This is a genomic window from Providencia sp. CIM-Carb-044, from assembly GCF_033901115.1.
GTDB classification, from domain to species: Bacteria; Pseudomonadota; Gammaproteobacteria; order Enterobacterales; family Enterobacteriaceae; genus Providencia; species Providencia hangzhouensis.
This window is the reverse complement of record NZ_JAXADV010000001.1, coordinates 575,421-589,833: the sequence shown is the minus strand read 5'-3', so window position 1 is coordinate 589,833 and position 14,413 is coordinate 575,421. Positions and strand designations below refer to the sequence as shown.

General features: G+C 42.2%; 13 protein-coding genes and 1 riboswitch. Of the genes, 3 read left to right on the top strand and 10 right to left on the bottom strand.

Annotation, left to right across the window (positions count from 1 at the left end; translation table 11 throughout):
- Nucleotides 1-6 precede the first annotated feature (6 nt).
- Nucleotides 7-567 (top strand): helix-turn-helix domain-containing protein, encoded by a 561-nt coding sequence (locus SJ312_RS02675; RefSeq protein WP_153673506.1) that lies wholly within the window; start codon nt 7-9, stop codon nt 565-567.
- A gap of 67 nt (nt 568-634) precedes the next feature.
- The gene (locus SJ312_RS02670) at nt 635-811 is read left to right on the top strand and encodes a DUF2526 family protein (RefSeq protein ID WP_110591592.1); all 177 of its coding nucleotides are present in this window, start codon (nt 635-637) and stop codon (nt 809-811) included.
- A gap of 127 nt (nt 812-938) precedes the next feature.
- Here SJ312_RS02670 and SJ312_RS02665 read toward each other — a convergent pair whose 3' ends face one another.
- The 6 genes from SJ312_RS02665 to dalD all read right to left on the bottom strand — a co-directional run bounded on the left by SJ312_RS02665 (nt 939) and on the right by dalD (nt 9,535).
- The gene (locus SJ312_RS02665; protein ID WP_004263593.1) at nt 939-2,123 is read right to left on the bottom strand and encodes an amidohydrolase; all 1,185 of its coding nucleotides are present in this window, start codon (nt 2,121-2,123) and stop codon (nt 939-941) included.
- A 56-nt stretch (nt 2,124-2,179) separates the two neighbouring features.
- Nucleotides 2,180-3,415 (bottom strand): Zn-dependent hydrolase, encoded by a 1,236-nt coding sequence (locus SJ312_RS02660; protein WP_319866880.1) that lies wholly within the window; start codon nt 3,413-3,415, stop codon nt 2,180-2,182.
- Nucleotides 3,416-3,421: 6 nt separating this feature from the next.
- Entirely contained in the window at nt 3,422-4,645 is a 1,224-nt protein-coding gene (locus SJ312_RS02655) for a hypothetical protein (RefSeq protein WP_004263585.1), read from the bottom strand.
- Between the two features lie 640 nt (nt 4,646-5,285).
- Nucleotides 5,286-6,575, bottom strand: coding sequence for an MFS transporter (locus SJ312_RS02650; protein WP_110591590.1), 1,290 nt, complete (start codon nt 6,573-6,575; stop codon nt 5,286-5,288).
- A gap of 90 nt (nt 6,576-6,665) precedes the next feature.
- Nucleotides 6,666-8,135: a xylulokinase gene (xylB, locus tag SJ312_RS02645; RefSeq protein ID WP_094961247.1), complete on the bottom strand. Its 1,470-nt coding sequence runs from the start codon at nt 8,133-8,135 to the stop codon at nt 6,666-6,668.
- An 11-nt stretch (nt 8,136-8,146) separates the two neighbouring features.
- On the bottom strand, nt 8,147-9,535 hold the full coding sequence (gene dalD / locus SJ312_RS02640; protein WP_110591589.1) for a D-arabinitol 4-dehydrogenase: 1,389 nt from the start codon (nt 9,533-9,535) through the stop codon (nt 8,147-8,149).
- Between the two features lie 177 nt (nt 9,536-9,712).
- On the opposite strand from dalD, the gene SJ312_RS02635 reads away from it, so the two are divergent.
- A complete protein-coding gene (locus SJ312_RS02635) occupies nt 9,713-10,663 on the top strand; it encodes a sugar-binding transcriptional regulator (RefSeq protein WP_094961245.1) in 951 nt (316 codons plus the stop codon).
- Nucleotide 10,664: 1 nt separating this feature from the next.
- Here SJ312_RS02635 and crcB read toward each other — a convergent pair whose 3' ends face one another.
- The 4 genes from crcB to SJ312_RS02615 all read right to left on the bottom strand — a co-directional run bounded on the left by crcB (nt 10,665) and on the right by SJ312_RS02615 (nt 14,402).
- Entirely contained in the window at nt 10,665-11,045 is a 381-nt protein-coding gene (gene crcB / locus SJ312_RS02630; protein ID WP_094961244.1) for a fluoride efflux transporter CrcB, read from the bottom strand.
- A gap of 236 nt (nt 11,046-11,281) precedes the next feature.
- A riboswitch (Fluoride riboswitch) is annotated at nt 11,282-11,351 on the bottom strand.
- A 264-nt stretch (nt 11,352-11,615) separates the two neighbouring features.
- Nucleotides 11,616-12,578, bottom strand: a complete 963-nt coding sequence (locus tag SJ312_RS02625) for a sugar-binding transcriptional regulator (RefSeq protein ID WP_004263559.1) — start codon at nt 12,576-12,578, stop codon at nt 11,616-11,618.
- 158 nt (nt 12,579-12,736) lie between these two features.
- A complete protein-coding gene (gene dhaL, locus SJ312_RS02620; protein WP_110591588.1) occupies nt 12,737-13,390 on the bottom strand; it encodes a dihydroxyacetone kinase subunit DhaL in 654 nt (217 codons plus the stop codon).
- 10 nt (nt 13,391-13,400) lie between these two features.
- On the bottom strand, nt 13,401-14,402 hold the full coding sequence (locus SJ312_RS02615; protein ID WP_319866877.1) for a dihydroxyacetone kinase subunit DhaK: 1,002 nt from the start codon (nt 14,400-14,402) through the stop codon (nt 13,401-13,403).
- Nucleotides 14,403-14,413 lie beyond the last annotated feature (11 nt).

Here is a 14,413-nt window from a genome sequence, read left to right as displayed (position 1 = left end):
TTAAAATTGAATCTACCTTCACCTCCCATTGAGTTGATTTCAAAAGCCCTTTTTCGTGAAAGACAAAAAAGCGGGCTATCCCTATCAGAGTTATCTCGAAAAGCGGGTATCGCTAAATCTACACTTTCTCTATTGGAATCGGGTAGTGGTAACCCAAGTATTGAAACCTTATGGGCACTTTGTGTAGCGTTAGATATTCCTTTCGCACGATTAATTGAAGAAAAGCAAGAAGCTGTCACTGTGATCCGTCATGGAGAGGCGATACCGGTCAGTGCCGAACACGCGAATTATTTGGCCTTTTTACTCTCATCAGCCCCCGCAGATTCGCGACGTGATATTTATACTGTGGTTGCCCAGCCCGGTCGTGATCGTATTTCAGAACCTCATATGCATGGCGTCAGCGAGCACATCATTATTATGTCTGGCAGAGCGTTAGTCGGCCCATTGGATAACCCTGTTGAGCTACAAGTTGGGGACTATATTCACTACCCCGGAGATGAGCCACATATAATGCGAGCCTTAGAACCGAATACAATGGCAGTTATGGTGATCGATAAACAAAATTAATCACCTATCTAGCCCAATAGATTTTGCGTTATTATAGTTTTAATGAATATTAATTGGAGCCTGTATTATGCCCTACTATGATGAAATTGTTGAAAAAGTAAACCAATTGATTGATGAAAATTCAGTTCATAAGATGAATGAAATGCTGATGCAGCTATCCCATGACCCACAAATCAACCAAGAACAACGTTTTGAACAACAACAGCGCTTAAGAGAAGCTATTTTTATTCATCACAACGAATAGCAGCCAAATATGTGGCCGCTACTCGCACTCTTAACTTATCTTAATAACCAAAATAAATAGGCAGTAGGGTTAGTGGTAACCCCGGTATTGGTAAAATAACTAGCCCTAATAGCATTAACATACTCAATTAAAACTCCTGTTGCTGTAAATAACTCCACGCATACTGGGCATGAAGTTCAGCACCTGTCGCCATCGTGTCTTCATCAATATTAAAACAACCATGATGATGTGCCCATTGAGTGTCCTTTTCGGCATTTCCTGTGCCTAACAGAGCAAAGCACCCCGGGATGTTTTCAATGTAGAAGCTGAAATCTTCACCACCCGGTGTTGGTCTTTCGTTAATCAGAGCTTGCTCACCAAAAGCTTGTGAAATGACTGATTGAGCCAGTAGCGCACTGCGCTCCTCATTGATAACCGGTAATGTCCCATAGATATAATCAACCTGTGCAGTCGCCCCATAAATAGCCGCAGTGTGCTCGGCATAACGGCGGATCGCAGCTTCGATGCGGTTACGAGTTTCGATATCAAAACAACGTACCGTACCATCCAATACTGCATTTTCTGCAATAACATTGAAGCGTGTCCCGACATCCATTTTACCTATCGTGACCACGGCTGAGTCTAAAGATGAGGTTTCTCGGGACACAATCGCTTGTAAATTCATGACAAATGCTGAAGCAACAACTGCTGCATCAATAGTTGCTTCTGGCATAGAACCATGACCACCACGGCCTTTAAAAGTGACTTTCAGTAAATCAGCAGAAGCAAAAGACCCACCCACATTACAAGATACTTTTCCTGATGGTGTGGTTGTCCAAATATGCATACCAAAAACGTTATCCACATTTTCGATTGCGCCTTGTTTGATCATGGCTAATGCGCCTTGAGCAATCTCTTCTGCAGGTTGGAAAATTAAACGCACATTGCCGGCTAATTCTTCTCGCACCTCATACAATGCTTTGGCTGCCGTTAATAGCATTGCCGTATGCGCATCATGACCACAAGCGTGCATTTTACCTTCAATGGTCGATTTATATTCTAATGAATCATTCAATTCCAAAACGGGTAATGCGTCTATATCTGCACGCAGAGCAACTGTTTTACCTGGCTTACCGCCGTTAATTTCCGCAATAACACCGGTAGGCTCGGTTAGCCGATACTCGATTCCGATTTTGTCTAATTCTTCAGCAATACGTTGCGTGGTGCGTACTTCTTCAAACGGTAGTTCAGGGTGAGCGTGTAGATCACGACGAAAAGCAATCATTTCAGGTGTATATTTTTTGATTGCGGCTGTAATTGTTTTATTAATCATTTTTCTACCTTTTACCCTATTGCTCAACCAGATACTGAATCTGGCTCACTTATTAATTAACATTCTATTAATGACTTAACGGTAGCAAACATCACATCTGCTCCTCGCGCGATTTGTGCATAATCCGTCCATTCATCTGGGTGATGGCTTAACCCATTACGACTTGGCACAAATATCAGTCCCGTTTGAGTCATACCTGCAAAAATCATAGAGTCATGCCCCGCGCCACTGACCATTGAACGAAAACGTAAGTTTTGGTCGCTGGCATGTTGTTGCATTAGTTGATAAATATCACTATTGAGCTCCGTTGGCTGAACATATAACGGCTGAACAATATCGCTTGAAATCGCTAACGAATTGCTAACCTGTTCTGTTAATTCGATTATTTGTTCAATCACTTTACGTAACGCAACGTCATTTTTAGAGCGAATATCGACGCTAAAAGTGACTTCGCTTGGGATGACATTCGCCCCATTAGGTAATACTGATAATCGGCCTACGGTCGCAACCGTATTATCCCCTGCCGCCTTTGCTAGTTCAGGAATATGACTAATAATTTGGCTTGCACACACTAATGCATCGGCTCGCATATTCATCGGCGTAGTACCTGCATGGCCTGCTTTACCTGTCAGTTTAATCTCTAACTGACTGATACCTACGATAGTTTCTACGATCCCTATATCTTCATTTGCCTGTTCTAACACCGGGCCTTGTTCGATGTGTAATTCTAAAAATGCTTTGACCTTTTTAGGGTCGAGCACAGCTTGTGATGCATGATCAGCATTGAACCCTGCCTCTGCCATACGCTGCGCCGCACTTACACCCTGCCTATCTTTGAGTTGGTATAATTCTTTTGTACCAATCAAACCCGTTATCACACTTGAAGCCATCAAGCCCCGGCCAAAACTGGTCCCTTCCTCTTCAACCAAGGCAATGACTTCTAAGGGATATTTCGGAGTTAAGTTTTGTTCGCGAATGCGCGCTACGACATCCAAACCTGTAACAATCCCTGCCGGGCCATCAAATGCCCCGCCATGAGGAACAGAGTCAAAATGAGAACCCACAATCACCACAGGCAAATCAGGTTGCTGGCCTTCTAAGCGCCCATAAATATTACCAATAGCATCTTCTCGAACTTGTAATCCTAAAGCGCGCATTTCTTGTTTTAGGTAATCACGCGCTTGTTTATCTTGTTCGCTATAGCTCATCCGAGTAGTGCCCTGCCCCGGTGTTGCAGTGTATTCTGCTAACTGTTCTAAATGACGCTGAATTCTTGAAGTACTTGTTTCCATTATTTTTTACCCTGCAATTGGAACAATATAAGCCACCATAATACCTGCTAATACAACAGAAACCATGGTCACAGAAATAAAGCCACCAACTAGCATCGGCCCTAACATATGGCTAGTTAATACTTGGCGTTCTTTTTCATCTTTCGTTAATGCGTTGATCGCTTCGTTAGTAATGATGTAGTCAGCAGGGAAACCATATAAAGCCGTTAGAGCAACAGCAAATGCCATTTCTTTGGTAACGCCTAATATTTTACCAACCACCCATGATGCAAGGTACATTCCAATAACCGCTGCACTAATTAACACCACCATCGGATAAACTAGACGCAATAACATATCAGGAGTCGCATGGTTTAATGTATCGAAGATAAATAACATTAAGGCCATAATGGCGAACCCAAAACCATTGGCTTTTTGTAATGGTTGTCTTTCTAAGAAACCTAACGAAGAGGCAATAACACCAAATAATAAACACAACACAAATGGGCTAATACTCACATAAGGGGCTGCAAAAGATGAGGCTAAATAAGCCAAATACCCTACCGCAGCTAAGCGTAAGAATTTAAAATAGCTGGTGTTATAGTGGTTAGGGATTTTCTTGAACATACGTGGCATTTCATCTTCAGATACCACTGCTTTAACTTCAACATCTTTTGCGCCATCAACAGATAATGTTTCTTGCCATTGGCCATTGCGATATTTTTCTAGAACTCGACGCCCTTCTTTTTTTAACATCACGGCAGTGAGTGGATAACCTGCAAACCCCTGCATAACGTAAATTAAAATAGCGAAAACCGAAAGGTCAACTAAACCTGCCTCAGCAGCACCTTTTGACATAATTAGCGAAGAAACGATTCCACCAACTAACGGAGGAACTGCAACTAATACAGTATTTAAATCAAATAAGGCAATACCGACAATAAAGGTCAAGAAAATAATGCCTAAAATCCCAGCTAAGGAGATAAGAATAGTTTTCCATTGGCGCAACAATTCTTTTAACGATAATAAGGTTCCCATATTTGTAATTAACAAATACATCAAGGTAACCGCAACGACTTGAGGAATACCGGCAATACTCACAATATCTTTCGGGAAAATAGTCCAATAACCTAAAAGAAAGAGCACTGCGCATACAAATACGGAGGGGATCCAAGCCTTAGTTCTAACGGCTATAGCATCCCCAATATATAATATCCCCACTATCAGAAACAGAGCTAACATCTGTGACATAACTTTTTCCCCGCACTTATCTTTTTTTATTAGATTATTTTTTGGTATTGAAAACTATTAATTTCAATTAAGATTAGATTATAAATTTTATTTGGTGCAACAAAACACCAATATAGAGAGTATTTCGCTACAAATACACGAAATTGCAACAAAATTCATCATAACACCGAAAATTCAGATGTATAGAGAGTCAAACAGGATTTAAACAGCTTGGAATAAAGGTATGCAGTGAACTAAATAGTCAGATATAACATTGAAAGGGGGAAAGCACATTAACATTCTCTAAATGCAGGTTTATAAGCCAATATTTTATGTCATTTAAGTTATTATTTATAAACAAATCAACTATAGTTTATTTTTTAATCTATGAAATTATATTCTATTGTCCATGGCTGTATTTTCAATAAATATCGTAATAAGATGAAAAATCACCTTATAAATATGACCAATATTTCTATTTATAGGAAATATTCTACTTTATTTTATTTTTAAACCGTTTCTCTTTATATTGCTGTTGAAAAGGATGATATCCCTTCATCTCCAATTTAGTTTGTTTTGGCAATAAAGTTTATTTAAACAAAGAAAAACCCCATAGATAATTCACTACCTACAGGGTTTAATGAGTAATAGATAAAGTAATTTAATGACTAGTTTGTTGTTCAGCCGCTACCTTAGCTGGTTTTATTTTGCGATTATTTTCAAAGCCGGGTTGTGGAACTTTAATAAAGAATGTCAGTATTCCTGCAAAGATATACAAACCTGTATATGCCCAAACAACACCCACAATATCAAAGAAAGGCAATACTAAACTAGCTATTGCCGGTGCAGCAAAATTACTCAGCCCCGCTGAAAGGTTATAAATTGAGACCGCAGCACCTTTATGGTGTGGCTCAATACTTGGGAATACCGCCGTCATTGGAACAAATGCAGCCACAAAAATACCTAATAAAATGGCGGGTATTAATGCGATGACAAAATTATGACCAAAATAAACCGGTAAGTAATAAAACATTAAGCTGGATATTGCCATACCTAGGCACCCAAACCACCTAACTTGGCGGATCCAACCAATATGTTCACCAACAATTCCCCAAAAAATATTCGTAAAAATAGTGACAAAGAAGAAAACCGCCCAAATCTGTAACCATTCAGAGATGGTGAACCCTAAGCGGTCAACAAAGAGTAATGGCATGATGATTGCAAAACCAAACAACGAAATAGTGTTGATAATGCGGATTAAACTTGCCATAAAGATGTCTTTGTTGGTAAATAAAATGGTGGCAGCCCGCGACAATTCAGCCATTTTATCTTTCATGGGTAAATTAACTTTGGAGCGATCAACTGGAATGTTACGTAGGCTAAAATAAGCAATTGCGCCACCAATAGCGACCCAACCGATGGCCATCCATAATGTTCCTGTTTCACCCATCATTGGGATTGAAAAACTAGGCAGATAACTGCCGATAACACCAATGCCTACCGAGTACATCGCCCAGAACCAACCCGTAGCCGCAGCAAGATGCGCTCGAGGGATGACTTGCACCAGCATCATCATAAATGAATAAATAAACAATGGATAAGCCAGCCCACGAATACCATAGAATAACAGCATCAAGGTATAGCTTTTCATACCGAGACCAAATGCCATAAATAAGGCATGCATGACAATCCAGAGAATAAACCCGATCATCATGGCTTTTAGGGGGGTGATAATTTCAGCCACAACACCAGATGCCCACGCCGCAACGGCTGCCATTAAACCATAGACAGTAAATACCATCGCGGATTGCGCCGGTGTAAACCCTAAATCAGTAATATGTTTTGATAAAAAAGCCATTTCAAAGCCATCACCACTCATAAAGATAGCGATGGCAATAAAACCCCAGAACAAATGCTTAGGTAGACCAAGCCAATACTGCTTCTGTTCCATTGCAGTTTCCTCATTTTAATTTTGTTATTTTAATCAATCGCGAAGAGATAACCGTGGCGGTGATATGTAGGGAAACACCGCCACACTCGCCTACTGCGGCAATAATTCCCTTGCTTGTTTTTGCTGTTGGTATAATAAACGGAAAACATCAAGCCGTTGATTTAACCAAGTTTGGCACTGTTTTTGTGGTAAATAGGTACTCAGCACTTCTGGTTTTTGGCACACGGTTTCTGTATTACCGCCGTCCGCCAGCCATGCCAAACGAGCCGCACCTAAAGCCCCCGACGAACTCGCCGGGTGAGTCACAATCGGTATATCGATAACATCAGCAATAAGCTGCGCCCAAACAGGACTACGTGCTCCTCCCCCTGTTAAGCTACACCGGCTAATTTGCGTTCCCGTTTGCGTTAAAACCTGCATGCCATCCGCCAGAGCGAAGGTCACGCCTTCAATCACCGCATAACCAAGCTGAGCACGCGTTGTTTCATTTTTTAACGCAAAGAATGAGCCCATTGCGTAAGGGTCATTATGGGGTGTTCTTTCCCCTGATAGGTAAGGCAAAAATACTGGCGCTTGCTTCTTCTCGTCATCGGTCAATAGCCCCACTTCATCCATTAGCTGGTTTTCCGTTGTGGAAAGAAGCTGGCAAAGCCAACGCAAACAGTTGGCAGCACTTAACATCACACTCATTTGGTGCCAACGATTTGGCAATGCATGAGCAAATGCATGGACGCCTTGGTGTGGTGCTGCTTGTAGCTGATTATTAACCACAAAAATGACGCCAGAGGTGCCCAAAGAAATTAGAGCATCACCGTCATTAACCGCACCAACACCAACAGCAGAAGCCGCATTATCACCGCCTCCACCAGCGATAATTACATCGGCGCTAAGCCCCCATTGGGAAGCTAAATCCGCCCGTAACACACCGCTTTTTTCAGCGCCTTCAACTAAAGAAGGCATTTGTTCACGAGTTAGATTAGTTGCAGCCAATAGTTCATCAGACCAATCACGCTTAGCCACATCTAGCCATAATGTGCCCGACGCATCAGACATATCACTGGTAAATTGACCAGTCATTTTCCAACGTAAATAATCTTTAGGAAGCAATACCTTAGCAACTTGTTTGAATATTTCTGGTTCATGGCGTGCGACCCACAATAACTTGGGCGCCGTGAAACCTGGCATCACTAAATTAGCACCAATCGTTAGAAACTCAGGGTGATTTGCCATTAACCATTCACATTCCTTCGCACTGCGGGTGTCATTCCATAAGATACAGTCACGAAGTACTTGGTGTTCGCTGTTTAATAATACTGCGCCGTGCATTTGGCCCGATAAACCAATCGCTTTCACCGCTGCCCATGCTTCTGGGGCTTTTTGGCGCAAGGTAGCCGCAACCGCGTTAGTGGCTTCCCACCAACTATCTGGTGATTGTTCTGCCCACTGAGAATGTGGCCTTTGTACTGTTAATGCCATGTGACTTGAGGCAACAATTTCGCCCTGAGCATTAATTAATACGGCCTTAAGTTCTGAAGTGCCTAGGTCAATTCCGAGGTACATCGCCTTTCTCCTTACAGAGGTTGTTGAGGTGACTTGAGCCAATTTTCAACTTTTTCAACCGTGTTGCTCATCAATTCGTGGAATTCAGTAGAATGAGCGAGTGAGCCGAACAACATTTCACTTGAGACAAATTGCGACAATGCGTCACTGCTATTCATCATTTTTTGATATAGTGCCACATCCAACACACCATCCTGATATTCATAAGGTAATTCACCACGAGCCCAGCGCTGTAAAAATACGAAAAATAAAGCGGGCAGCACAGCCGTCGCAGCCGGAATCTGCTGACGCTGATAGCATTCTTGGAGTGTTGGCGTAATAAAACCAGGTATTTTTGATAAGCCATCTGCGGCTACACGTTGGTTAGTATCCTGAATATAAGGATTACTAAAGCGTGCGAGTACCACATCACGGTATTGTTCTAAATCGAGAGGACTCGGCGATAATGACGGGATCACATCTTGTGTCACATAATTCCATGCCATTTGTTTGATAGCAGATTGGCGGGTGCTTTCATCAATAAAGCTCAAACCGATTAAGGTGCCTGCCCAAGCAATGCAACTGTGGCTTGCATTCAGAATACGAATCTTCGCTTCTTCCCAAGGTAAAACGGACTCAACCATTTCTACATCGACATTTTCTAATGCAGGACGTCCATTAATAAAGTCATCTTCAATCACCCACTGAATGAATGCCTCTCCCATAACAGGTGCTTTATCATCCCAACCAGTATGCTGTTTTACACGTTCAGCCACATCTGGGGTTGGGCGAGGCGTGATCCTATCAACCATGGTATTCGGCGAACGCGTATTTTCTTTCACCCATTGGTACAGCTCAGTTTCACCTTTTAATTGTAAAAACGATAAAAAGCCGTGTCTAAAGCGTTCGCCATTGTGGCGCAAATTATCACAATTTAACAAGGTCACAGGTTCACCATGAGCCGCTAAACGTGCACGTAAAATTTGTGTTAATGCACCATATATCGTGCTCATTTTGCCCGTTAAATCCGCTTTAATGTCTGGCTGTTCTGCATCTAACTCATGCTGTGGGGTTAAATAATAGCCCGCTTCTGTGACTGTAAAAGCAATAACACGTGTTGCTTTATCACAACCTTGTTCCACTAACTGGCTTAAATTCTCATCCCAATGCAATACTTTGCGCACTGAAGTAATTTTTTCATAATGACGCTCACCTTCAGGTGAAACTGTTTCAAGGGTATATTCCCCATTTTGCTTGGTTAAGTTATCAAGCAATGCATTCGCATCATTGCGAATATTCCCTAAGGCAATTGACCAACTATCATCCCCTTGTTGACACAAGCGGTGCAAATACCACGCTTGGTGAGCACGATGAAATGACCCAGCACCGATGTGCATCCACACTGATTTCTGCTTTAGCATTGTGACTCCTTACCCTAAAATTAAATAATTGCTATTTTTTTGGGCATATGCCCGTTTGTTATATTTTAGTTTCAATCTGATCACAATTACTGCGATAATGCTCACAGTATTGACTTTTGCCCTTTTAATAAACAATTGCCCAGAATTACAATAAGCGAAACCAGCAGGAGAATGTTCATGCAGAAAGAATTAAAAAAAATGGAACAAGCTGCACGTGCGGCATGGCTATATTTTGTGGCAGGCAAAACACAACAGGAAATTGCGCATGAACTTGGGCTATCAAGACAAGTCGCCCAACGCCTTATTTCATTAGCAAAAGAACAAGGTATGGTTCAGGTGCAAATCACGCACCCGATTACGGAGTGTTTAAGACTCGCTAATGAAATCCAGCAAAAGTATCACCTAACACATTGCTTTGTCGTCCCGTCAGGGCAACTAGATACAGAAGCGACACTCGACATGATTTCAGTGGCAGGTGCTGAGCTCATGGAGCAATTAATCGAACCCGATAAACCTCAAGTTATTGGTATCGGTTCAGGCAGAACATTACGCAGTATTATTGACGCTCTTCCTTACCTAGAAACCTCTCAGCACCAATGTGTTTCATTAATAGGCGCTATTGCCCGTGATAGCTCAGCAACACGCTATGATATTCCATTACGCTTTGCAGAAAAATTACAATGCCGACACTATATTCTACCTGCACCTCTTTATGCTGATAGCCCAGAAGATAAAGCAATGTGGTGCCAACATCGCGTGTATAAGGAAGTCACGGAAAAAGCCCTGAATGCAGATATTACCTTTATTGGTATTGGCGAAGTCGGTAAAGGATGCCCGCTCAATTCTGAAGGTTTCGTCACGGATGAACAATTGGAAATGTTGTTAGAAAAAGGTGTCGCCGCAGAACTATTGGGGCATTTTATTCAAGCTAACGGTGAACGACTTTCTACGGCTTTGGATGACACACACACCAGTGTCCCACTGTTCCCTTCCCCAAATAAGCCTGTGATCGCATTTGCGGGTGGTGTGCACAAAACAAAAGCCATTCAAGCCGTTATGAATGGCGGTTGGGTAACAGGTTTAGTGACCGATGAAGCTACTGCACATCATTTATTAGCTAATAAATAAATTATCCCTGTGTTAGCCAGTGATGGCACAACATTCCAAGCAAGGTAAATATTAAGGCACCAATTACGTGGATAGCAATGGTGCTAATAGCGAAACCCAATTTACCTTCTTGGATTAGCACCAACACTTCGAGTGAAAAGGTCGAAAAGGTGGTAAATGCGCCGCAGAAGCCAGTCACAATGAATAATTTATAGGCAGGGCTAATATTTGCATTGGCAAAGTACGAAATGGCAAAACCAATGACAAAGCCGCCAACCAAATTGACCGCAACGGTACCTAGAGGAATATTTGGGTAAAGGTGATTGAGTCTTAGGCTAACAAACCATCTTAGCCATCCGCCAAGCACTGAACCCATCGCAATTGCAAATAATGAGGCATACATAGAAACTTCCTTTAATGTCTGGCGGGATAAATGAAAGGAAAGTCTCCCAGTTATACTCTAAATAATTCGAGTTACATGAAGGCGACAAACGAAGATAGTCCGATGAGCATACACAAGTATGTAATTCGGCTAGCGCAATGCAGTCAACACCCATGTAACTTGAAGTATGACGAGTATAGATCATTTATGCCCTAAATTAGGGCACATAATACCTACGTACCCCATCAAATGAAAAGGTTAACGTAGGCATCATCAGCCCTCTACGGGCGGTTTTATATAAGGAGGAATGCCATCTCCCAAAGGTTTACATAAAAATAATAAGGCAACTAATTAGGTGATGCAAACCTATTTTATAATAGATACCCTAAATAGTTAGGGGTCATAACTAAGCAGAAAACGAATAAGTGAGTGTCGTCAACAACGCTACTGCTTGGAGTATGACAAATAATAGCTCTAAATAATTCAAGTTGTAGCTAGGCGACAAGTGAATGAGTCATTAGGAGCATACACAAGTATGTGACTAATGCGAATGAACGTAGTCAACAACGCTACAGCTTGGAGTATGACGAGCTATTGGGACATCTTCAAAATCGTCCGCACATTACTCGCACTCGTTGCAATAATATCAATCGCCCCCGTACGCAGCGCCCCCATGATAGCCATGGCCTTGGAGGATTCGGAAGCAATCGCTATTACGCAAGGAATTTTCTTGAGTTCTTCTATGCTTAGGCCAATTACTCGGTCATTCATCACCGTATCAACATGTTGCCCTTGCGCATTAAAAAAATCATAACCCGCGATATCGCCAATCACCCCTTGATTCAAACTCGCATCAACAATTTCACGCGGTGTAAACCAGCCTAGTTTGACCATATAGCTATCTTCATTCATATCGCCAATACCAATTAAGGCAATATCCGCTTTACGGGCGCGATCTAAGGTTTCCTTAATGGTCCCATTTTTCATAAAAGATTGCTTTAATTCGTTATTTTCAACATAAGCAGGGGCGTATAGGGTTTCACTGGTTCCGCCAAATTTCTTCGCTAAGCGACGGCTGATATGGTCCGCATTGATAGAGTCGCCAGGCCGGTGTGTTCCGCCGATTCCGCAAATAAAACGGCAATCTTTTTCAGGAACGGCCCCGCCGCTATCGGCTACCACCGCGACATTTCGCCCCTGACCGACGGTGACTATCATATTGTCACGTAATGTTGTCGATAAATAATTAGCGACAAGTGTGCCAACTTGATAGCGTTGTTCTTCTTCATCGGGATGATCGAGGGCAATCAACGCACGGGAAATCGGAAAACGAGAAAGTAGCTGTTGCTCTAGCTGAGTGCTAAAAATAGGATGATAGCGAACATTGATCTCAACAATACCTTCTTCTTTTGCTCGCTTAAGTAAGCGCCCCACCTTAATTCGCGATATACCAAACTTATTGGCGATCTCTTCCTGAGTAATTTCATCGCGATAATAAGCTATCGCAATTTCAGTCAGTAGCTCGATTTCGGAAGATGTTTGTGATCTATCCATAAGATAGTGGTTTCCTCTTTATTGGTGTTAATCGCAACAAGGATGATAAGGTTTTAGTATAGCGTTTCTAGTGGCAATTAATAAGTGAGTTATAAAAGAGAGTGGATATATAGCAATGGTTTTGGCTATATATCCACGAAAAGAGTTATATAAAACAATTATGCATTGGTTAATGCGCTCTGTTTTTCAACACTTTGCGCTAATTGGCATAATAATAAACAACAAGAAGTCGCGCCTGCATCTAACACGCCTCTTGAACGCTCACCAAGGCGGCTTGCACGGCCAATTTTAGCCACTAAATCTACCGTGGAATCACGACCTGCAACTGCAGCGGCCTGCATCACATCAAGCGCTTGTTTAAAGTTTTTTCCTGCTTTTGTTGCCTCTTCAAAGGCATTAACCGCAGGGATCAATGTATCCATTAGGCACTTGTCACCCACTGTTGCACTACTGATGTCTTGCAGTTCGGATAGCCCATTTTTCAACATAGCAAGAAAATCTTGTTGCGATAACTCATTTTTCCCTGAAATGCTGTCTGACATTCCCATAAAGAAACTGCCATAAAGTGGCCCCATTGAACCGCCAATACCTTCCATCAAGGCATCAGAAATCTCTTCAAAGCCTTCACTGAGTGATAATTCACGGTCTGCGATTGCTTTAGCGCATAGATTAAAACCTTTTGCCATATTGATGCCATGGTCTCCATCCCCTATTGCTCCATCAATTTCGCTGAGGTATTCACGGTTAGAAACAATAATGTTCACTAAATCAAGGGTAATTTCCTTGCCGTTGCCCGTTGAAATAACTTGCATAGTTGTCTCCTTATTTGACCTGTGTTAGACCCAATGAATATGCAGGGACATCCATCAATGCTTTCAATTCATCATCCACTTTCATTAATGTCAGCGTTACCCCCATCATTTCTAATGACGTAAAATAGTTACCAACATAGTTACGAACAATACGCACGCCTTTTTCGCTGAGTTGTTTTTCAACCTCTGCATAATAGATATACAATTCCATTACGGGTGTGGCACCTAATCCTGAAACCAATACGACGACTTCATCATCTTGTTTTGCCTGCATATCATCTAAGATTGGCGTTAACATAGTTTGTGCCATTTGCGCTGCAGACTGGATTGGCATGATTTCAATGCCTGGCTCACCATGGTGGCCAATACCGAGCTCCATCATCCCATCTTCAATATGAAAATTTGGATGACCCACCGCTGGAATGGTACAAGACGTTAGCCCAACACCAATAGAATGGCAGTTATTAATCGCTTTTTGTGCCGCATTAATCACGCCGTCTAAATCATAGCCTTTACTTGCTGCGGCAGAACCCACTTTCCACATGAGTATTTCACCCGCGACACCACGGCGCTTTTCTTTCTCGCTCGCAGGGGCTGAAGCGACGTCATCGGTAGCAACCACGGTTTTAACTTTCATACCCGCTTTTTCAGCTTTTTTCATCGCCATTTTGACGTTCATGTTATCGCCTGCATAATTACCATATAAACAAGCAACGCCCGCCCCACTGTCTGCGGCTTTGAACGCATCTAAAAATGCCCCAGCGGTTGGCGAGGAGAAAATTTCACCAATTGCCACCGCATCTAACATGTTTTCGCCCACATAGCCTAAAAATGCAGGTTCATGGCCGGAGCCACCACCAGTAACAATGCCCACTTTCCCTTGTATTGGTGCTTTTGGGTATTTTAATACGCGCGCATTATCAGTCTGCGCAAAATATTCAGGGTGCGCTTTCAAATAGCCTTGAATGGCATCTTCAACAACAAGATCAGGTTCATTAATGATTCTGTTCATAATTCCCTCAT